This window comes from Bradyrhizobium lablabi (genome assembly GCF_001440475.1).
In the GTDB taxonomy this organism is placed as follows: Bacteria; Pseudomonadota; Alphaproteobacteria; order Rhizobiales; family Xanthobacteraceae; genus Bradyrhizobium; species Bradyrhizobium lablabi.
This window is the reverse complement of sequence record NZ_LLYB01000032.1, coordinates 1-21,130: the sequence shown is the minus strand read 5'-3', so window position 1 is coordinate 21,130 and position 21,130 is coordinate 1. Positions and strand designations below refer to the sequence as shown.

The 21,130-nt window shown below is 59.9% G+C and carries 19 protein-coding genes and 1 riboswitch; all 19 genes read left to right on the top strand.

Going from position 1 to position 21,130, the window contains the following annotated elements; genetic code table 11:
* Nucleotides 1-3 precede the first annotated feature (3 nt).
* Nucleotides 4-221: riboswitch (cobalamin riboswitch) on the top strand.
* A 37-nt stretch (nt 222-258) separates the two neighbouring features.
* The 19 genes from CQ14_RS01120 to hemN all read left to right on the top strand — a co-directional run bounded on the left by CQ14_RS01120 (nt 259) and on the right by hemN (nt 20,522).
* Complete coding sequence (locus CQ14_RS01120) at nt 259-936, top strand: energy-coupling factor ABC transporter permease (RefSeq protein WP_057856114.1); 678 nt, start codon at nt 259-261, stop codon at nt 934-936.
* Between the two features lie 51 nt (nt 937-987).
* Complete coding sequence (gene cobF, locus CQ14_RS01115) at nt 988-1,737, top strand: precorrin-6A synthase (deacetylating) (RefSeq protein ID WP_057856113.1); 750 nt, start codon at nt 988-990, stop codon at nt 1,735-1,737.
* Between the two features lie 1,704 nt (nt 1,738-3,441).
* On the top strand, nt 3,442-4,098 hold the full coding sequence (locus tag CQ14_RS45470; protein WP_245320097.1) for a hypothetical protein: 657 nt from the start codon (nt 3,442-3,444) through the stop codon (nt 4,096-4,098).
* Between the two features lie 1,079 nt (nt 4,099-5,177).
* Nucleotides 5,178-6,269 carry a hydrogenase small subunit gene (locus tag CQ14_RS01105; RefSeq protein WP_057856112.1) on the top strand — a complete coding sequence of 364 codons (1,092 nt, stop codon included), beginning with the start codon at nt 5,178-5,180 and terminating at the stop codon, nt 6,267-6,269.
* A gap of 22 nt (nt 6,270-6,291) precedes the next feature.
* Entirely contained in the window at nt 6,292-8,082 is a 1,791-nt protein-coding gene (locus CQ14_RS01100) for a nickel-dependent hydrogenase large subunit (RefSeq protein WP_057856111.1), read from the top strand.
* Between the two features lie 11 nt (nt 8,083-8,093).
* The gene (cybH, locus tag CQ14_RS01095) at nt 8,094-8,822 is read left to right on the top strand and encodes a Ni/Fe-hydrogenase, b-type cytochrome subunit (protein ID WP_057856110.1); all 729 of its coding nucleotides are present in this window, start codon (nt 8,094-8,096) and stop codon (nt 8,820-8,822) included.
* Between the two features lie 6 nt (nt 8,823-8,828).
* Complete coding sequence (locus CQ14_RS01090) at nt 8,829-9,419, top strand: HyaD/HybD family hydrogenase maturation endopeptidase (protein ID WP_057856126.1); 591 nt, start codon at nt 8,829-8,831, stop codon at nt 9,417-9,419.
* 16 nt (nt 9,420-9,435) lie between these two features.
* Nucleotides 9,436-9,726, top strand: a complete 291-nt coding sequence (locus tag CQ14_RS01085) for a HypC/HybG/HupF family hydrogenase formation chaperone (protein ID WP_057856109.1) — start codon at nt 9,436-9,438, stop codon at nt 9,724-9,726.
* 403 nt (nt 9,727-10,129) lie between these two features.
* Entirely contained in the window at nt 10,130-11,002 is an 873-nt protein-coding gene (locus CQ14_RS01080; RefSeq protein ID WP_057856108.1) for a hydrogenase expression/formation protein, read from the top strand.
* Nucleotides 10,999-11,214 carry a rubredoxin gene (locus CQ14_RS01075; protein WP_057856107.1) on the top strand — a complete coding sequence of 72 codons (216 nt, stop codon included), beginning with the start codon at nt 10,999-11,001 and terminating at the stop codon, nt 11,212-11,214. The genes CQ14_RS01080 and CQ14_RS01075 overlap by 4 nt, the downstream gene beginning before the upstream one ends.
* Entirely contained in the window at nt 11,204-11,734 is a 531-nt protein-coding gene (gene hybE / locus CQ14_RS01070; RefSeq protein ID WP_057856106.1) for a [NiFe]-hydrogenase assembly chaperone HybE, read from the top strand. The genes CQ14_RS01075 and hybE overlap by 11 nt, the downstream gene beginning before the upstream one ends.
* Complete coding sequence (locus tag CQ14_RS01065) at nt 11,731-12,825, top strand: hypothetical protein (RefSeq protein ID WP_057856105.1); 1,095 nt, start codon at nt 11,731-11,733, stop codon at nt 12,823-12,825. Before hybE ends, CQ14_RS01065 begins: the two co-directional genes overlap by 4 nt.
* Nucleotides 12,818-13,159 (top strand): hydrogenase maturation nickel metallochaperone HypA, encoded by a 342-nt coding sequence (gene hypA / locus CQ14_RS01060; RefSeq protein WP_057856104.1) that lies wholly within the window; start codon nt 12,818-12,820, stop codon nt 13,157-13,159. The genes CQ14_RS01065 and hypA overlap by 8 nt, the downstream gene beginning before the upstream one ends.
* Entirely contained in the window at nt 13,159-14,118 is a 960-nt protein-coding gene (gene hypB, locus CQ14_RS01055) for a hydrogenase nickel incorporation protein HypB (RefSeq protein WP_057856103.1), read from the top strand. The genes hypA and hypB overlap by 1 nt, the downstream gene beginning before the upstream one ends.
* Nucleotides 14,115-16,382, top strand: coding sequence for a carbamoyltransferase HypF (gene hypF / locus CQ14_RS01050; RefSeq protein ID WP_057856102.1), 2,268 nt, complete (start codon nt 14,115-14,117; stop codon nt 16,380-16,382). Before hypB ends, hypF begins: the two co-directional genes overlap by 4 nt.
* Nucleotide 16,383: 1 nt before the next feature.
* Nucleotides 16,384-16,620: a HypC/HybG/HupF family hydrogenase formation chaperone gene (locus tag CQ14_RS01045; RefSeq protein ID WP_057856101.1), complete on the top strand. Its 237-nt coding sequence runs from the start codon at nt 16,384-16,386 to the stop codon at nt 16,618-16,620.
* Nucleotides 16,617-17,756 (top strand): hydrogenase formation protein HypD, encoded by a 1,140-nt coding sequence (gene hypD / locus CQ14_RS01040; RefSeq protein ID WP_057856100.1) that lies wholly within the window; start codon nt 16,617-16,619, stop codon nt 17,754-17,756. Before CQ14_RS01045 ends, hypD begins: the two co-directional genes overlap by 4 nt.
* Complete coding sequence (gene hypE / locus CQ14_RS01035; RefSeq protein ID WP_057856099.1) at nt 17,756-18,802, top strand: hydrogenase expression/formation protein HypE; 1,047 nt, start codon at nt 17,756-17,758, stop codon at nt 18,800-18,802. Before hypD ends, hypE begins: the two co-directional genes overlap by 1 nt.
* A gap of 385 nt (nt 18,803-19,187) precedes the next feature.
* A complete protein-coding gene (hemN, locus tag CQ14_RS01030) occupies nt 19,188-20,522 on the top strand; it encodes an oxygen-independent coproporphyrinogen III oxidase (protein WP_057856098.1) in 1,335 nt (444 codons plus the stop codon).
* Nucleotides 20,523-21,130 lie beyond the last annotated feature (608 nt).

The following is a 21,130-nucleotide window of genomic DNA, read 5'->3' as shown; positions in this document are numbered from 1 at the left end:
AGGAGCACACAGAGCAGGCATGGTGCTCGAAGCGGCGCAAAGCGCCAGAGCATAATTGGGAACGGGGAAGGGCGGACCTGAATGCGGCGCCCAAAGCCCGGCCGCCCCCGCGACTGTAAGCGGTGAGGGGCTCCGATCCGCCACTGGCCGTCAGGCCTGGGAAGGCCGGGGACCGGTTTCGAACCGCGAGCCAGGAGACCGGCCCTGCAGTTTTTAACGCTAACGCCGTCCGGTGTGACGGCAGAAGGGACTTAAGTCATGCATATCGAACCAGGTATCGTTACGGGCGCCAAGCTCGTGCTGAGTTGCGCAACCGGTGCCGTTGCCGCCGGCTGCGCCTTCAAGCTCGTGGTCGAAACCGTGCGCGCGCAGGGAATTGTTTCGCTGGCGGTGCGCACCGTCGCAACAACGGTCCTGGTCTTCTCGTTCTTCGAACTCCTGCCGCATTTCAGGGTCGGGGTCTCGGAGGTGCATTTCATTCTCGGCTCGACGCTGTTTCTCCTGTTCGGCGCAGCGCCAGCCGCGTTCGGGTTGGCGCTTGGTCTTCTGCTGCAGGGGCTGTTCTTCGTGCCGACCGACCTGCCGCAATATGGTATGAACGTGACGACGCTGCTGGTGCCCTTATTTGCGATCCAGGCGCTGGCCGGGCGGATCATTCCTCGCAACACCGCCTATGTTGACCTGCAATATCGGCAGGCACTTGCGCTTTCAACCGCCTATCAATCCGGCATCGTAGGGTGGGTCGCCTTCTGGGCGCTGTATGGTGCGGGCTTTGCGGCCGAGAACCTCGCCTCCATCGCGTCTTTCGCCGCTTCTTACGCGCTCGTCGTGGTCATTGAACCGCTGGCCGATCTGACCGTGTTGGCACTGGCGAAATCGCTGCGAGGTGTGACTGCCGATGGTCTTGTTACCTATCGGCTTCACAACGGCGCCTGAAGATGACGTGCGGGCGGTCGCAAGCCGCGGCCGCCCCCGTTTCATAACGTAATGCTGACACTCTCCCTGATAGGCATTGGCTGCGGCGATCCCGAGCAGCTCACGCTTGGGGCGATCCGCGCGATCAATGCAGCTGACTTGGTGCTGATTCCGCGCAAGGGCCCGGTGAAGTCCGATCTCGCCGACCTGCGCCGGCTGATTTGCGCGCAAGCCCTGACGAACAGCCGCACGCGCGTTGCTGAGTTCGACGTGCCCGTTCGCGATACTGCGCAGGAGAGCTACCGCAAGGGAGTGGAGGAATGGCACGACGCCGTCGCCGTGACCTGGTCCCGGGCAATTGCGGCGCATCTCGGTGATGACGGGCGCGTTGCCCTGCTGATCTGGGGCGATCCTTCGCTATACGACTCGAGCCTGCGGATCGCACAATGGCTTGATCCGTTGCCGATAATCGAGGTCGTCCCGGGCATCACGTCGATCCAGGCGCTTTGCGCCGCACATTCACTGCCGCTGAACGACATTGGGGAGCCTTTTCTCGTCACCACCGGACGGCGGCTGCGCGAATGCGGTTGGCCATCCGGCGCCGACACGGTGGTCGTCATGCTCGATGGCGGCGCCGCGTTCCAGTGGCTCGATCCGAACGGACTACATATCTGGTGGGGCGCCTATCTCGGGATGCCCCCGCAAATCACCATGTCAGGTGCGCTCGCAGAAGTGGGGCCAATCATCGTCGCCGCCCGACAGGAAGCACGCGCCAAGCATGGCTGGATCATGGATAGCTACATCATCAAGCGCGTGTCGTAGCACTCGTGCGAAGGCTGCTGGCATTGCGGCGTCCCGCGGCAAGCGCCTTCGCACGGCTTCCAAATGCGCCCGATCGCTGAGATCGGCCGGAGCGCCCGAAGGGGAGATCGTTCCTTCGATAGTATTGACGACTACCGCATGCCGGACCAACCAAAGAAAGGCTTCCCATTTCCATCCCTATATCTCCGACGCTTATCAAATGCGAGAAACATCTTTAACATTCGCCCGCGGAGGCTTTACCGCGAAGACTGATATCACGGCCGGAGAAGAATGCGTACTCAACACCTCACGGGCCGCCGACCTGCAACGAAGGCGCGTTGCCTCGCGTAAGGCGAGTTTCTCATGACCGTGCTCGTCCCTTCTCGTTAAAGCGACGGGGATGGCGCTTGCGCCGAAGGTAGCAACTCGTTGCGAGCGTGGCGGTCGTCTAACCAACCTGCGCAAGCCAATTTCCGAAAGAATTGCCGGGGCGTCGCCATAGCGGCGACCGAGAAAAAGAGGCCGCTTGTAATGAACAAGCGGCCCAAGTCTAGGGAGGAAACGCCCAAGGAGGGCTGCGATAGCGCATCGCGCTACCGTGGTGCGTATATGCGTTGGCGGAGCACAAAACGCAAGAGTTGACTTCCGGATCGGCATCAAAGCGCACCGCTCACGCCTCGGGGTGAAGCCGTTTGCAGTCACCTGCTATTAACTCAAAGCATCCGGCACTCGCGGAACAGCTCCGAAGCCTGCGTTAAGGCGCGTGGCGAAACTGAGTCGCGCCGGCGGCTCAGAGTTCAACTACCAAAGGAGACGACAATTCCTGGACAAAAAGCGAGCGAAGAGCAGATCGTAAGCCGAAGGTTCGTACAAATTCGTGCGAGGCCCCTCAGGTGAGACTTGAATCGCACGTAGCGTCAGGTTGTACGCTTTCGAAGCAGTGTTTCCGACTCAGCGAATGCGGCCGCCGAGAGGGATCGGGCTTCTTTACTGTGGCGAGCGCGCGCTTAGAGATCTTACACTTGATCTCGCACCCCTGAAGTCAGAGGGTGATGCTATTCCCAAGACCATTCGCCAACTGCCACGGAGCTCCGGAAAGCTGGAAAATACCGCCAGAGCCCGGCAACGCCCATAACCCTGGCACCGCCGTACTGCGGGGCTTCTTTATCGCTGTTATGCGCACTTCAAGCAGTTCTGGCCCTAACTGGTTCAGGGCGAGTTCGACGTGCGCATCGAAACGGTTGCGAGATCGAGGGATGTTACGACCGTGGTGTCGTATTCGGCGTGTCCGGTTGCAGACGCGTATGTTCGAAAAGCGACGCGGAGGTGCAAATATTCGCTCGCCGCGAAGCGAAGCACATAGTTTTCACTCTTCAAGCAAGGCCCGCACGACGTGCTTGGTGGCATGTGCATTGCTGGGAAGGACCCACACGATCATGCCACTCTCCCAGTCGTAGGCGCAGGAGTTATATGAAACCTACTCAATTGATCCAAATCAGCACCGGAGACGCCGTACTGAGCCGTCGGGCTTCGCAACGCACGAAGACGCATTGGCCGCGATATCCGCCTGTCCTCGACAAACTGTACTCATCCCGCGCGCCTCGCCGGCGCATCGCTAGGTGCGATCTGACCTGCGTCGAGTGACGGAGACGAATGCAGTTCGCTGATCGAAATGCGCTTCTCAGCAACGAGCCAAAGAAGAAATTGATGTGACGGCGGCCGCAGATGTCATCGCGGCTTCTCTACACACGAAAATTAGTGGGAGTCCGAAAGCATGAACGCGCCGAGCTATCGGACGCAGATATTTCTCATCTGACCGATAGTATTGATCGCGGGCAGAGAAAGCGCCCGCTTGGGCTTCTCAGCAATTTGGTCGCCGATCAGCTCCCGCACTGCATTGCCGAGATCAAACGCAGTAAACGGCTAGATGAAGGGGGCAGGGATCTTGGACGCAGCATTAACGGGATGATTGCATCGGCTGACTATGAGGTGCAGCTGCTGAATCTGCCGCAGCCCGAGCTCGCGATCGCCAAGACAGACATCCACTATCTCGTCAACTGTGCTTATCAGATGTCAGCGTTTGCTGGTCTTCATCCCGTAGAAGCGGAGTTGACCATAGGAGAGGAGCTAAGCCGTCTTGCCCGATTAAGTTGTGATCGGAAGCCTAGCATTGAGGTCCTCTCGTATGAAGATATGATCCTTGCGAACTCGGTGCAGAGCAATCCACGCGCATATTGCCTCGGCGCGGCCGGGGTCGAAGAGCGGGATTTTTGCTTGGGTCACCTACTCATCGAGAGCGATCTACAGCTACCAATCGATCTCTACTTGAATTACGTGACACGGCTGACGCTGACGCTCGCCAATGTCTTGCGGTATGATTGAGCGTCTTGAGTCAGCAAATTATGTTCTGACGCGCTTTTTGGAGCACATGTCACCCGACCTATTTGGCCAGTTTCGTGTGTTTTATGGAAAAAGCCCTTACAAGAATAGGAGCTTGGCCCGAGCGGCCGGTTCTCTGCGCGGATAGTGGCGGTCTCGGTGCTACTGTTCGGTGAAGATCTCTACCAACAGAAGCCGTAATTCTATAGGGACGTATATCGGCTGTCCGAATACTATCCGCAGGGATGCATTAGCGAGGTATTCCGCTGGTTGTCACCGGGCAATGCAAGCGCGGAACCCACGCCAACTTGGCTAGAAGGGGAAGCGGACTTTCCCAGGTCTGCGACCATTTCGCCCATCATCGAACGCCTTGGTGATGAAATCGCAAAGCTACGCGCGTCTTGTGTTTATGCGCTGGATCAGTTTTCCCGGATGCACCGTATTACTGCCTTAAGACATACGGTTGTACCGGGGCGTCCAAGCGTCGGAGTTGAGGGGGCCGAGAGTGTTGAGGCCGTTCTTTCACAGCGGCTGTTAACCCGCGGCGCGTCCCTAAGCTGACGGTATGTGTAAGACGTGTGGTGTCCGACACTGGTCGAAGGATTCTTAATGAATTGGAATTGCGAGCCGGTGCTCTAGCATTCACTTGGACAATTCGTGATACGACAAAGATCCAAGTAGGGGCTCAAAGACGTCACGACACGGCTGGCTACGTTCGCCGCAACGAAGGGATGTTGCACGGATATGCTGATCTTCTAGGATAAGCGGCTGACTGGCCGCGATAAGCCACCTGACGAGATTGCGAACCTTAAAAATCCAATCTAGTCCTGAGAGGCCAGCTTCGTGAAAACCTGAAGAAGGTGGCGCCGCCGGATTGCGGCATGCGACGACTTGGTTATGTAGACGCTGCGAACGCACATCGTGCGTTCGTTTCCGTTTCCTCAGCTCTCATGGCCCCACGTGACTAATTTGAGCGCTTTTTCTGGAAAAAGTTTGGCATCTCTCAAGTGTTTCAGGTGGTGTTGGCCTGCTTCTTGCTATCAGAGCGTCAGTAAGCCGTCGATAACAGCTTGGAAGGGTTTATGGGTGAGGCAACGGAAACGTTTTACGGCGTCATCAGACGTCAAGGTATCACGCGTCGCAGTTTCCACAAGTTTTGCAGTTTGACGGCAACGAGCCTCGGGCTCGGTTCGCTCGCGGCAAGCCAGATTGCCAACGCGCTGGAGACAAAGCCGCGTGTGCCCGTGATCTGGATGCACGGGCTCGAATGCACCTGCTGTTCGGAAAGCTTTATCCGCTCGGCCCATCCGCTGTTCAAAGACGTGGTGCTGTCGATGATCTCGCTGGATTATGACGCCCCAATCATGGCGGCGGCAGGACACCAGGCCGAAGCTATCCTCGAGGAGACCCGCGCCAAGTACAAGGGGCAGTATGTGCTTGCCGTTGAAGGCAATCCGCCGCTGAACGAAGGCGGCATGTTTTGCATTGATGGCGGCAAGCCGTTCGTCGAAAAGCTCAGGGCGATGGCGGAAGATTCCATGGCGATCATTGCTTGGGGTACTTGTGCGTCTTGGGGTTGCGTGCAGGCAGCCAAGCCCAACCCGACTCAGGCGACGCCGATCGATAAAGTGATCACGAACAAACCGATCATCAAGGTGCCTGGCTGCCCGCCCATCGCCGAGGTCATGACCGCCTTGGTGACCTTCATCACCACGTTCGGAAAGCTTCCCGAGCTCGACCGCCAAGGGCGTCCAAAGATGTTCTATTCCCAGCGGATCCACGACAAGTGCTATCGGCGTCCCCATTTCGACGCCGGCCAGTTTGTCGAGGAGTGGGACGACGAGTCCGCGCGCCAGGGCTATTGCCTCTACAAGATGGGCTGCAAGGGGCCAACCACCTACAACGCCTGCTCGGCCGTTCGGTGGAACGACGGCGTTTCCTTCCCGATCCAATCCGGCCACGGCTGCTTCGGCTGCTCCGAAGATGGCTTTTGGGACAAGGGCTCATTTTACGATCGACTGACGACCATCAAGCAATTCGGCATCGAGGCCAACGCCGACCAAATTGGCATGGCCGCTGCTGGCGCTGTCGGCCTAGCCGTTGCCGCACACGCGGCGATCACAGCCGCGAAGCGGCTGACCGGTAAACGGGGCCGCGTAGCTCAGGAAGAATAATCGAATTCAGAGAAGGACAACGATGGACGCCCAGACACCGAATGGATTCAAGCTCGACAATTTCGGCAAACGCATTGTCGTCGATCCGCTGACCCGGGTCGAAGGCCACCTCCGCGTCGAGGTCAATCTCGATTCCGACAATGTGATCTGCAACGCGGTCTCATCCGGAACTATGTGGCGCGGCATCGAGACGATCCTGCGTGGACGCGATCCTCGCGATGCTTGGGCGTTCACCGAACGGATTTGCGGCGTCTGCACCGGCACGCATGCGCTCACCTCGGTGCGCGCGGTGGAGAACGCGCTGGGTATCATCATTCCCGAGAATGCTAATTCGATCCGCAATATCATGCAGCTCTGCTTGCAAGTGCACGATCATCTTGTGCACTTCTATCACCTGCACTCGCTGGATTGGGTCGATGTGATTTCCGCCCTAAAGGCCGATCCCAAGGCGACCTCTGCGTTGGCGCAGTCGGTCTCCCCCTGGCCGCTATCGTCGCCAGGCTATTTCAAGCATCTGCAGATCAGGCTGACCAAGTTCGTTGAATCAGGGCAGCTCGGCCCGTTTAAGAACGCCTACTGGGGGCATCCGGCCTACAAGCTTCCGCCGGAAGCGAACCTGATGGCCTTGGCGCATTATCTGGAAGCGCTCGACTTCCAGAAGGACGTCGTCAAGATCCACGCCATCTATGGCGGCAAGAACCCGCATCCGAATTGGTTGGTCGGTGGCGTGGCATGCGCCATCAATGTCGATGGTACCGGTGCAGTGGGTGCCATAAATATGGAGCGGCTAAATCTGGTATCCTCGATCATTGGCCGTTCGATCGAATTCGTCGAGCAGGTTTATCTGCCCGACATTGCCGTGATTGGCTCCTTCTACAAGGACTGGCTCTATGGCTGCGGTCTCTCGAGTAAGAGCCTAATGTCCTATGGCGACATTCCCGAGAACGCGAATGATTATTCCGCGAAAAACCTCAAGCAGCCGCGCGGCGTGATCCTCAATGGCAATTTCAGCGAAGTTCTGCCGATCGATCACGGCGATCCCGAGCAGATCCAGGAGTTCGTCGCTCATTCCTGGTACAAGTACCCCGATGAAACCAGGGGGCTGCATCCCTGGGATGGTATAACCGAGCCGAATTTCCGGCTCGGGCCCAACGTTAAGGGCACCAGGACCGACATCAAGGAGCTTGACGAAGGCGGCAAATATTCCTGGATCAAGGCGCCTCGCTGGCGCGGCAACGCCGTCGAGGTGGGACCGCTGGCGCGATACCTCATAGGTCACGCACAAGGCAAAGAGGAGTTCAAGGAGCCAACCGAGAAGCTGCTGAAGACACTCGATCTTCCCTTCGCTGCACTCTTCTCGACGCTCGGCCGCACTGCGGCACGTGCGCTCGAATGCCAATGGGCCGCGCACCAGATGCGCTATTTCCAGGACAAGCTTATGGCGAATATCAAAGCTGGTGACACTGCTACCGCCAACATCGATAAATGGAAGCCGGAGAGCTGGCCGAAGGAAGCCAAGGGCTACGGTTTCACCGAGGCGCCGCGTGGTGCGCTCGGGCACTGGATCAAGATCAAGCAGACCAAGATCGACAACTACCAATGCGTCGTGCCGACGACATGGAACGGCTCTCCGCGTGATCCAAATGGCAATATCGGTGCATTTGAGGCCTCGCTGATGGATACGCCGATCGCTGATCCGGATAAGCCGCTGGAAATCCTGCGCACGATCCATTCGTTTGATCCATGCCTGGCCTGCTCGACACATGTGATGGGACCGGATGGCCAGGAAATGGCAACGGTCAAGGCCCGCTAGGGGAGGCGGCATTGTTGGACAAATCTCCGCAAGCGCTAACTGCCACTGTCGCGGTTGACCCGGTACGCTCCGCCAGCAGCGAGCGTGGCGTCGTCTACGTGTACGAAGCGCCCGTGCGGCTGTGGCATTGGATCAACGCCGCGGCAATCCTGGTGTTGGGCCTCAGCGGCTATTTCATCGGCAATGGGATACCGACCATTCCCGGAAAGACAGGCGACAATTTTCTGTTCGGCTATATCCGTTTTGTGCATTTCATCGCAGGCTATGTGCTCACGCTCGGCTTCCTCTTGCGCATTTACTGGGCGGTCGTGGGCAACCCCCATGCTAAGCAGATTTTCTACGTGCCGATTTGGCGCAAGAGCTATTGGCGCGAGGTGTGGCACGAGATTCGCTGGTACGCTTTCGTTGCGGCCGAGCCAAAGAAATACGCCGCGCACAATCCGCTGGCCCAGCTTGCGATGTTCTTCATGTTTACGCTGGCGACCGCGTTCATGATCGTCACCGGCTTTGCACTGTACGCGCAGGGCACCGGCAACGACAGCTGGCAGTACAGGCTGTTCGGCTGGGTGTTTTCGATTAGGCCGAACAGCCAGGACGTCCGCACCGGGCATCATCTCGGCCTGTGGATGATCGTGACGTTTGCGCTCATTCACATCTATACAGCGGTTCGCGAAGATATCGTGTCGCGCCAGAGCATCGTCTCATCGATCATTTTCGGCGAGCGCGAATTCCGCGATTGATTGACGATGCAGCTGCCAACTCCGGAGAACACAAAACGGATCCTGGTGCTCGGCATCGGCAATATCCTGTGGGCTGATGATGGGTTCGGCGTGCGCGTGGTGGAGCAGTTCCACCGCCGCTACGCCGTCCCTAGCAATGTCACCATGCTCGATGGCGGCACGCAGGGGCTCTACCTCGTCAACTTTCTCGAAAAGGCCGATTGCCTGATCGCGTTCGATGCCATCGACTATGGACTCGCCCCCGGGCACTTGAAGCTCGTGCGAGACGAGGAGGTGCCGAAATTCACCGGCGCCAAGAAGGTGAGCCTGCATCAGACCGGCTTCCAGGAGGTTTTAAGTGCGGCCAACCTGCTTGGCCACTGCCCGCGACAGCTCGCTCTAATCGGCTGTCAGCCACTTGACCTGGAGGATTGGGGCGGGCCGCTGACGGCTCCGGTGCGCAATCAGATTGCGCCTGCGATCGAACTGGCTTGCGAACTGCTGGCGCAGTGGGGTTCTCCGGCAAAACTGCGGATGGCGCCGCTACCGCACTCGGAACATCTGCTCGCGAACGATATCGACCATACAAATTATGAGAGGAGGGCGCGGCCGATCTAGCGGCTCGCGGATTACCATGTGCCTTGGCTTGCCAATGACGATTATTGAGACCGACGGCATGTCGGCGCTTTGCCAATATGGCGATGAACAGCGGCGCGTCTCAGTCATGCTGCTCTCCGAGCCACCTCTCGGTGCCAAGGTGCTTGTCCATATCGATACCGCGGTGCGGCTCTTGGATGACGACGAAGCGCGGCTGATCGCGGACGCTCTTGAGGGGCTTGATGCGGCCCTCAATGGCCACGATTGTGATCGTTTCTTTGCGGACTTGATCGGTCAAGAGCCGCAATTGCCCGAGTACCTGCGCTAGCCCGGCGCCGCCTCCCGGTCACTGCCTGCCCATTTTTGTCCATATCAGCGGATGAAGCCGAAACAAGCTTCACGAGGAATATCTCGACCGGGTGCTGATACGAGCGGGAATGCAATCGCGAAAGAGCAACGATTGGCACGTCCCTTGCTACACCTGACCCAGCAGAACCATGGACTATCAAAGAGGCGGCTAATGGACTTTCAATCCGGGAAACATGATCTGACGCGGCTCCGTCTGTTCGAGGTGGGGACCGCAAGCGTCCCACAAGCGCGAGACACTCGGCATGATCGCCAAGATCCGGGAGATCTCTATCGACCGCGTTTCGAAGCTCATTGATCGCCCGCGCCAATGACGCATCGTGGACATAAGCAGCAGCCCCGCACACAAAAGGGGACGTCGTATCATGAAACAGGTTTCCGGGTCGCGTCCGATAGCGCCGAGAAAATGCGAGCAGCCGATGAGCGTGTTTCCCATCGCCGCGGAAAGTCTCGACGCAGCCCATAGCGGGCTAGGGGCTGCGAGGGCGCTCGCGAACCCCGCTGCGCTCAATGGCATCGAGCTGGCAAGGAACTGTCCGAATGCCATCGCGCTGTTGTATTCGGTCGCGGCCGCCGTTGCTGGCCAGAAGAGCGATGTGCCGACGCAGCTGTTCAGGATCGGAAATCTCAACGATCCGGAGCGCAGGCTGATTGCCGAAGTGCTCGGGGAGGGCGAGCTCTCCGGCGTTGTTGCTTTGCCGAGTGGCCGCGTGGCGCAAATCCAGGAATCGGTACTTGCGGGAATCTGGCGCGTGCGCATCGAGACCGACGCGGCACACGAATATGTCGAGGTCGGTGCGATCCCGGAAATCGTGCGGCGCGCCGCAACCGACCTGACGTCGAGCGATCTTCTGATCGGCGCGGCACCGGACGGCGCGATGAACGTGCTGCCGGTACTCGCAGAAATCCGTGAGCGGGCAATGGCCTGGCAGCCGGGCATGCGCTCGCAGATCATCAACTTCACCCTGCTGCCGATGAGCCCGGTCGACCTGGCGTTTTTGCAGCAAAGCGTCGGCAACGGTCCGATCCAGCTCATCTCGCGCGGCTATGGGACTTGCCGAGTGCTGGCGACGGGCATCCGGAACGTCTGGTCGGTGCAGTTCTTCAATGCCATGGACAGCATAATTCTGGATACGCTGGAAGTCGGCGGCGTGCCAATGGCTGCGTTGGCCGCCGAGGAAGATTTCTGGGTTTCCGCCGAACGCCTGCAAGAAATCATCAAAGCTTACTTCGAATGACGAGCTTCGAGAATTTTGGCGTCCGGAAGGATATCGCAAACGGCGCGCGCTTGGAGTGCGGCATCTGTTGGATCGTCTACGACCTGGGTGAGGGGGATGAGGCGACGCAAATTGCAGCGGGAACGCCTTTCGCCGGGTTGCCCGAAAATTGGCGTTGTCCAAACTGCGATGCGCCCAAAACGAAGTTCATGGTGATTGAAGATGACGCCTGACCGCGAACAGCGTTTCTGCAGGAGCTTGCACGCCGATGCGTCGGCGTGGGGCGAGAGGCTCGCGGCAGCCTATCGGGATATCACCGATCGTACCATGCGCCACCTGCCGATCTTCAACGACGTCTTGAGCATCGCAGCGATCGACTTTCGCGCGCGCGAGGGCAGGGTCGTCGGCATGATGGTCACGCCCTGGTTCATGAACGTGGTCACACTCATGCGTGACTGCACTTCGCAATCGTCTCCGAGCCCGGGATCGAACCTGCGCTTGCGATTTCCGGCAGGCGAGATCGAATTCACCGTCAGTGAGCCGGCGGCCGTGGGCTTGATCGCGAGCTACTCACTGTTCTCGCCGATGTTTGAGTTCGAGCACATGGCGTCCGCGCGCGCCACCGCCGAAGCAGGGCTCGCGGCGCTGATGTCGCCGGCCAATCGCGCGGCGTTAGATGGGCCCGATGCGCGACCTGGTTCGATCGACCGCCGGCATTTCTTACGCGGTGTACTGACGGAGCGGCGAGCATGAGTCTCGCCGTCCGCAACCAGATCGATGTTAGCGTATCGCTTGCTGGCGACGCAATTGCCGCGGTCGAGATTCTGCCGCGCGTCCGGCCGCCACTGGGGCGGCTGTTCGCCGGCAAGCCGGCCGTTTCGTTGCTCGACGTGCTGCCGCGAATCTTCTCGTTGTGTGCCGCCGCGCACCAGGTGGCATTCCTGTCCGCGATCGAGGCGGCGCGCGACGAAAACATCAGCCTTACGACGCGCCAGCATCGTATCGTCATGGTCGTTGCCGAGCGGCTGGCGGAATTGCTGCGGGGCCTGTTTGTCGGGCATTTCGCGCTGGATACCACGAGCGCCGCAGCGATCCGGGCCCTGATGGAGGGGGTATCGGCACTTCTCAGCAGCGCAGAGCCCAGCTGCGGCCAGGTTCGACGCGAGGCAATAGCGCGGGTTGGGATTGCGCTGACAGCGCTTGGCGTAACGAACGAAGACGGAGCGCCGGCGCTCGGTAACCCGCTAGCGCTTAGCGTCGCGGCTCTCGAGGAAGACGCGTTGAACCCGACGCCGATGCAGCACTCGTTTTTGTCCGTTGCCGACGACCGCGGCGTCATTGAACGGCTCGTGGATGATGCAGGATTTTGCCGTTGTCCCGACCTTGAGGGCCGCATTCCCGAAACAGGTGCGTGGGCACGCCAAATGATGCGTGATCAGCTCACGCTGGGCCGGTCGGGGCCGGCCGAGCGGCTGAAGGCGAGGATTGCGGAAATCGTGCGGCTGCACGCTTGGCTCCGCCACGATGCTCATGTTGAAACAGCGGAGGATGGGATCATCGAAAGCTACAGGCTGGGGCCGGGCCGTGGTGCGGCCGCGATCGAATGCGCCAGGGGACGTCTCTATCACGCGGTTGAGCTTGATCGTCAGGGACAGCTGTTGCGCTTCGAATTTCTTGCCCCGACCGAGTGGAATTTCCACGCGCGCGGACCGCTTGTCCGCAGCCTGCAAGGCGTGGTGCTGGTCGCGAAACCACAGGCACGGGGTGCCGTTCGCGCGATGGTCGGATCCTTTGACCCTTGCGTTGGGTTCACTCTGAATTTTCGCGAAATTGGCGATGCATGAAATGGCGCTTTGTGAGGGTATCGTCGAGATCGTCGAGGAGGAGGCGCGCCGACGATCGTTTTCCAGGGTGAAGACCGTGTGTCTGGAGATCGGGGCGCTGAGCCATGTCGCTCCCGAAGCGATGAAGTTCTGCTTTGCGGCCGTTGCAGCGCGGACCATCGCCAATGGCGCGGTTATTGAGGTCGTCGAATTGCCTGGTGTCGCCTGGTGCATGGCCTGTTCGAGGAGCGTTGAGATTGCGCAACGCTATGAGCCTTGTCCCTGCTGCGGCAGCTTTCAGCTACAGGTGACCGCGGGCGAAGAGATGCGGGTCAAAGAGCTGGAGGTCGACTAATGTGTACCGTATGTGGCTGTAGGGAAGGAACGCCCTCCATCGAACGCGCCGACGGCCAAAGTGCGCAAACCCAGGGCGATCACCATGATCGTGCGCATGGTCACTACGGTCACCACCATGATCATATGCACGGCGGTGAAAAGGTGCAAGATTCTCACAACCATTACCACGGCCATGATCGCCATCATGATCATAGCGATCAGCATGCTCAGGGCGGAGGGGCGCTTGTGGATTGCGGCGCCGACCCGGCCGGCTTGAAGATCGCGGGTATGAGCGGCGAGCGAGCCATTCAGATCGAGCGCGACATCCTCGGCAAGAACAATAGGATCGCCGCCGACAACCGCGCGCGCTTCCTGGCCGATGACCTGATCGTGTTCAACCTTGTTTCCGGTCCGGGCGCGGGCAAAACCTCGCTGCTCGTCCGCGCCGTCTCCGAGCTCAAGGGTGGCCGCCCGGTTGGTGTCATCGAGGGCGACCAGCAGACCTCGAACGATGCCGATCGCATTCGCGCAACCGGCGTGCCCGCAATCCAGATCAATACCGGCAAGGGCTGCCATCTCGATGCTGCGATGGTCGGCGAGGCTTATCGCCGCTTGCCGCCGCTCAAGGGCGGTATTCTCTTCATCGAGAATGTCGGGAATCTAGTGTGTCCCGCGGCGTTCGATCTCGGCGAGGCCTGTAAGATCGTGGTGTTCTCGGCCGCCGATGGTGAAGACAAGCCGCTCAAATATCCGGATATGTTCGCCGCATCGTCGCTGATGCTGATCAACAAGATTGATCTTGCGCCGGTGATCGACTTCGATTTAGCCCAAACCATCGAATATGCGAGACGCGTCAATCCGAACATTGAGGTGCTGACGGTTTCGGCGCGTACGGGCGAGGGCTTTGTCGGGCTCTACGCTTGGATCCGGAAACAGGCTGCGCATCAGAGGCGTCCCGTCCAGGACGCATCGCGATGAGCGCGAGCATCGACGCAATCATCCGCGGCGGAACGCGGCTGCGGGTGCGCATCAGTGGCGCCGTGCAGGGTGTCGGCTTTCGTCCTTATGTATATGGTCTCGCTACCCGCTATGGGTTGACCGGGTTCGTCGCCAACGATCCCGATGGCGTGATCATCGAGGTTGAGGGCGACCGTACGTGCGAGTTTGTCGCCGCTCTGCCACGCGAAAGGCCTCCATTGGCGCGGATCGACCACATCTCCGTTCAGAAGATTGGTGCGCTTGCGGCGAAAGATTTTTCGATCCGCGCCAGCGAACACGGGAGGGTGTCGACCCGAATCCTCGCCGATACAGCAACATGCCAGCAATGTCATGATGAGTTGTTCGACCCGAACAGCCGATATTACCTTTATCCCTTCATCAACTGCTCTCATTGCGGCCCTCGCTATACCATCGCCAAACGGCTTCCCTACGATCGCCGGAACACTGCGATGAGGGAGTTTGCGATGTGTGCCGCCTGCGCGGGCGAATATGCCGATCCGGCGAGCCGCAGGTTTCATGCGGAAGCGATTGCCTGTCCGACATGCGGTCCTCGGCTCAGTCATGGGATCAACGATATTGCCGCGGCGATCGACGGCGGCCAAATCGTCGCGATAAAGGGAGTGGGCGGGTACCAGTTGCTTTGCGACGCTCGCAACCATGACGCCGTGCAGCGTTTGCGCAAGAAGAAGCAGCGCGACCAGAAGCCGTTCGCGGTCATGGTTGGTTCCGTAGAGCAGGTCAGCGAGATTGCGGAGGCGAATGCCGCCGAGCTCCCACTGCTCGAATCCATCGCCCGCCCGATCGTTCTCCTGCTGTCGCGCAACAATCTGGCGCCGGCGATAGCCCCCGGCCTGTCGCGCGTTGGCATCATGCTGCCGGTGGCCCCGTTGCATCACCTCATCTTCCATGCGCTTCGTTCGACAGGTGCATGGGATGGGGGTGAAGGTCCGGTCATTGTCAGCACCAGTGCTAATCCCGGCGGCGAACCGCTCCCGATCGACAACGCGGAGGCGCTGCGGCGGCTCGCGGGCATCGCCGATCTTATTGTGACCCATGATCGTGATATTCTGACGCGCGCCGATGATTCCGTGGTGGCGGTGGTGGCGGGGCGGCGTCAATTCATTCGTCGCGCCCGCGGCTATGTTCCCGAACCGATCCGGCTTGCGAGGTCTGTGGCGCCCGTGCTCGCCGTAGGCGGCGCGTTGAAATCGACCATCACGGTTACACGGGGCAGTGAGGCCTTCGTCTCGCAGCACATCGGCGATCTCGATACGGCTGAAGGCATCCGCTTCTTTGAGGAGACGATCCGGCACCTCACATCGACCCTCGACATCGATCCTGTCGTCATTGCCCATGATCTGCATCCCAACATGGCGACCACCCGATTTGCGGAGGCAAGCGGTCGCGCGCTGGTCGCTGTCCAGCATCACCACGCGCACGCTGCCGCCGTCATCGCGGAGCATGGCCTTGGGCGGCCTACGCTCGCCCTTCTCCTCGACGGCTATGGTTATGGCTCCGACGGCGGCAACTGGGGTGGCGAGCTATTGTTGTGCGAAGGTGCCGGGTTTCGAAGGATCGGGCATCTCGCGCCCTTGCAAATGCCTGGCGGAGATCGCGCAGCCCGCGAGCCGTGGCGCATGGCGAGCGCAATATTGCACTTGCTGGGGCGGAAAAACGAAATCGGGCTGCGCTTTGCAGCACAGCCGCAGGCCGAGCGTCTGCCGTCATTGCTCGATCAACCCGGCGTGACAACTACGACCAGCGCGGGCCGACTGTTCGACGCAGCAGCGGCGCTGCTGGGGATCGCGACTTTGCAGAGCTATGAGGGCGAAGCCGCGATGAAGCTAGAGGCGCGTGTGCGGTGGACTGCGGTGCTTGAAGCGGGCTGGATGATCGATGGCCATGTGCTGTCCCTTCGCCCGCTGTTTTCACGCTTGATTGCAGACAACGTCGGCGCCACGGAGGGAGCCGGGCTGTTTCATGGCACGTTTGCCGCTGCCTGCGTTGACTGGGTCGCGCGCGCGGCCCGGACAACTGGCGTTGCCACCGTCGCTCTGAGTGGAGGCTGCTTCCTGAACGCGGTACTCGCGGAAGAAATCCAGCGGGGTTGCATTGCGGCCGGCCTCACTCCGCTGCTGCCGCGGCAGGTTCCGGCCAATGACGGTGGCTTGAGCCTCGGACAAGCCTGGATCGCCGCTCTGCAGATTGCCGAACGGCCGTCAGCCCTGGAAGGAATAGCCTGATATGTGTCTCTCGGTACCAGCTGAGGTCGTGAAGATTCTTCCCGACGACCTTGCCATCGTGTCCATCGACGGCATCAGCAAGGAGATATCGATCGCCCTGATCGACAATCTCGCCGTGGGGGACTACGTCCTTGTCCATGTCGGCTACGCCCTGGCGAGAATCGACCCGGCGGAGGCCGAGCACACGCTGCAGCTCCTACAGGAGCTAGGCAGCGTGGGGCGGGAGCTCCAGTCATGAAATATGCCGACGAATTTCGCGACAAGACCATCGCGCAGGGGCTTGCGCGTGCGATTGCCGCCGAAGCCGAGTCGCAAAGGGAATATCGGTTCATGGAATTCTGCGGCGGACACACGCATGCGATTTCCCGCTATGGTCTGGAGGATATACTTCCTGCGAATGTTCGCATGATCCACGGGCCGGGTTGTCCCGTCTGTGTTCTCCCCGCCAGCCGCATTGATATGGCGATCAGGCTCGCCGAACGGCCGGAGGTCACTCTCTGTATTTATGGCGACGTGATGCGCGTGCCTGGCTCGCAGGGAAAATCCCTGCTGAGCGCCAAGGCGTACGGCGCCGACATACGGATGGTCTACTCGACCCTCGATGCAATCCGGATCGCCGAACAGGCGCCGAATCGGGAGGTGGTCTTTTTTGCCATTGGATTTGAGACCACGGCGCCGCCGACAGCGGTGATGATCCGGCTTGCCGAGAAGAAGTGGCTGAAGAATGTTAGTGTGTTCTGCAATCACCTGCTAACTCCCGCCGCGATGCATAGCATTCTCGAGGGTCAGGATATCCATAATGGCGGGCGGATTGAAATTGATGGCTTCCTTGGACCTGCGCATGTTAGCACCATCATCGGCACGAAGCCTTACGAGGTCCTCGCAGAAAAATTCGGCAAGCCGATCGTGATCGGGGGATTCGAACCGCTCGATATGATGCAGGCGATTCTGATGCTGGTGCGGCAGGCGAACGAAAGCCGATATGAGGTGGAGAACCAATACAGCCGTGGGGTGACGCGCGAAGGCAATCGGCGCGCCCAGGAAGAGGTGTCGGATATCTTCGAACTGCGTGACCGGTTCGAATGGCGCGGGCTCGGGCTCGTCCCCCATAGCGGACTGAAGCTAAAGCAGGCTTACGCTCAATTCGATGCAGAGATGCGTTTCGCGATGCACGAAGTGCGTGTCGCCGACAATCCGGCGTGCGAGTGCGGGGCCATCCTGCGCGGCGTGAAGAGGCCGGTCGACTGCAAGCTGTTCGGAACCGTCTGCACGCCGGAAATCCCGATAGGATCCTGCATGGTCTCATCGGAAGGCGCCTGTGCCGCGCATTGGACGTATGGACGGTTTCGCGATGATCAGTTGAGGCGGGCGTGATGAGGGCAACGGCCTACCAACGCAAGATCGATATCAAGAACGGGCGGGTCGACCTGTCCCACGGCGCGGGGGGGCGCGCGATGGCTCAGCTGATCTCCGGCCTGTTTCACGAAGCCTTCGGCAATGAATGGCTCGCCCGCGTCAACGATCAGGCGGCCTTCCATGTTGGCGCTGGCAGAATGGTGATGACGACCGATGGCTATGTCGTTTCGCCGCTGTTCTTTCCCGGCGGCAATATCGGATCGCTTGCGGTCCACGGCACGATCAATGATGTCGCGATGGGCGGCGCGCGTCCGCTCTATCTTTCGGCAACTTTCATCATCGAGGAGGGCTTCCGCTTCTCGGATCTGAAGACGATTGCGGATTCGATGGGCGAGGCCGCGCGTACCGCCGGCGTTTACATCATCACGGGTGACACCAAGGTCGTCGAGCGCGGGAAGGCGGACGGCCTGTTCATCTCGATGACGGGGGTCGGGGTTTTGGCCGATGGGCTCGATCTCTCCGCGGAGAAGGCAAGGGTCGGCGACCGCGTGCTGGTCTCCGGCAGTCTAGGCGACCATGGTGCAGCGATCATGTCGAGGCGCCAGAATCTCGCTTACGAGACCGAGATCGTCTCGGATTCCGCAGCGCTGCATGATCTCGTAGCTCTAATGGTTGCGGTCGGCGGCAGCAGCATCCGGGTGATGCGTGACCCCACGCGCGGCGGTCTTGCGGCGATGCTCAACGAGATTGCGCATCAGTCGGGCCTCGGGTTCCGTCTGCAGGAAGAGGCCATTCCGGTGAAGCCGGCGGTTGCCGCCGCTTGCGAACTCTTTGGGCTTGATCCGCTACACGTCGCCAACGAGGGCAAGCTCGTTGCCATCGTGGCGCCTGACATGGCCAATGCCGTGCTTGCAGCTATGAGAGCGCATCCGCTGGGGCGCGATGCGGCTGATATCGGCGAGGCCGTTACCGACAATCATCAGTTTGTGCAGCTGTCAACCAGCTTTGGTGGCGTGCGAATTGTCGATTGGCTATGGGGAGAACAACTGCCGCGGATCTGTTGAGCACAATTGAAACTTCTACCATTTCGTTGTTGCCTTGACGAGATCGCCCGGGCAATTCCCCGTAAAGCACTCGTTCCGCCTCGAGCGCATCTATCAAACCGAAGATGCGGGATGGGCCTCGAAAGCCAAATGGTCGTCGCACGTCAATTCTTCACATCAAGCACTGCTTCAACATCAGTCGTGCAATAAAGTCCTTCTCTTCACAAACATCAAACGAGTGTCAGCGAGTGGCTACGCTCCTGCTGTCATCCTAACCGATTTACCTTAGCATGGACTTTGACGGAATGCAGATTTCTGGACTAACGCCGATCGTTTGATATGGCGCAAAGACGCAGGGGAGCGCTGCGGTTAGGATGATTCTATATACCACCTGGGAAAGTAACCTTTGCAGGCCTCAATCCAGAAAAAGTATTGCGATGCCCGCCTGCCTTGGTACACCATCTATCCAACCGTGCCAGAGTTCTCCAAGGAGGTCGGTGCACAGGACTGTGAGAAATGGCTGAGGCGGCTGCCGCCTGACGAGCCCGTGTCGCTCTATCTCCACATTCCGTTCTGCCGATCGATCTGCTGGTATTGCGGCTTTCCTACGGCCAGCACTCGCCGGGATGCGCCGGTCCTCAATTATTTGTCGGTGCTGCGTGAGGAGATCCGTTTGGTCGCGGAGCAAGCGCCGCAAGCGCTGCCCGTGAGCGACGTGCACTTCGGCGGCGGAACGCCGACCCTCGTCGCGCCAGCGGATTTCCTGGCTCTGATGGAGCTCCTGCGCCGCCGTTTCGCTTTCAGGAAAACGGCTACGATCGCCGTCGAGATCGACCCGCGCACGTTCACGGTCCAGATGGCCGAAGCCTTAGGAGCAGCCGGCGTGAACCGCGCGAGCCTCGGCGTGCAGAGCTTCGATCCCATCGTTCAAAAAGCGATCAACCGGGTCCAGAGTAAGGCGCAGACCGCCGCTGCCGTCGAAATTCTTCGCCAGCACGGAATAAGCCGCATCAACTTGGACCTTATTTTCGGTCTCCCACATCAGACGGTGCAGTCCTGCGTCGAGAGCGCGACGATGGCGGTCGCCATGCGCCCGAACCGGGTTGCGGTTTTCGGCTACGCGCACGTTCCTTCGTATATGAAACGTCAGCGCCTGATCGATGAGGCGGCGCTGCCGGACAGTGCTGCCCGCGCCGACCAGGCTGCGGCCGTGGCCGATACGCTGGTCGCTGCCGGCTACCTCCAAATCGGGCTTGACCATTTTGCCTTGCCGGACGATCAGCTCGCTCTGGCGCAGAAGGCCAGTCGGCTGCGGCGTAATTCCTTGGGTTACTCGGCCGACACCTGCAAAACCCTGATCGGCTTCGGCACGTCGGCCATCGGCCGTCTCGGCGACGGTTACGTCCAGAACGATGTTGCAACAGGCTCGTACAGCGGGCACATCAGAGCAGGCCGTCTGGCGACGTCAAAAGGCTACCGGCTCACCGATGAAGACCGCGTCCGAGCCGCGATCATCGAGCGGCTAATGTGCGATCTGGAGGCCGACGTGCCGGCAATCTGTACCAACCACGGATTTCATGCGGTCCCTTTTCTGGATTCAGCTGAACGCTTGGCGATGCTTGCCGAGGACGGGATAATCGACATCGAAAAGGGTTTCATCCGCGTGAGGCAGGAGCACCGCTTTGTGATTCGTGCTGTTGCTGCCGCATTCGACGCTTATCTCAACCGTTCACCTTATTAACAAGCAGCATAAACGGATCCAAAAGCATCACCGTTTCTCGCTAACAGGACGGCGCCTCGACCATATAGAAAATGTTTCTATGCAATCTGAGCCAGACTGCCGTCGTTGCGGCAACGATCTCGACGGCCTCGGCGAGCCTCACGTTAGAGGTCCTGGCACTGCCGTAAGCTTTGGCGCCGCCGTAATCGCCCGGCAGGCCGCTTGGCGAGAAACGATCAACCGCGTCGAGCGGGGGTTGGCAAGCTGGAGGTCTGTGGCACCTGTCGTCAAGGCTCGTCCGCCTTCGGTCCTGAGATCAGTGGCGCGCCCCTGACGGAAACCGGCCCTTGTGGTTTAGTCGATCGCACGGGTTTCTTGGCCGACTCCGAAACGGCATGGCCAGGACGAGCAACATGAGGAGAAGAAGCCGTGGGTGTCGGGTTCTGCAACGAGTCGAGTCGCGAAGTGAGAGCTGCGATTTGATCCGACATTCGTGTTAAATCGGCCAGCTGGGCATTGATGCTGCGGTTGAGTTCCGCGAGCTCATCGCTAGTCCTCTGTTGTCCCGATTGAATCTCCGACAGGGTCGCTCTGTCCTCAGGTGACAAGCCTGGCATTGGGCCCACGTC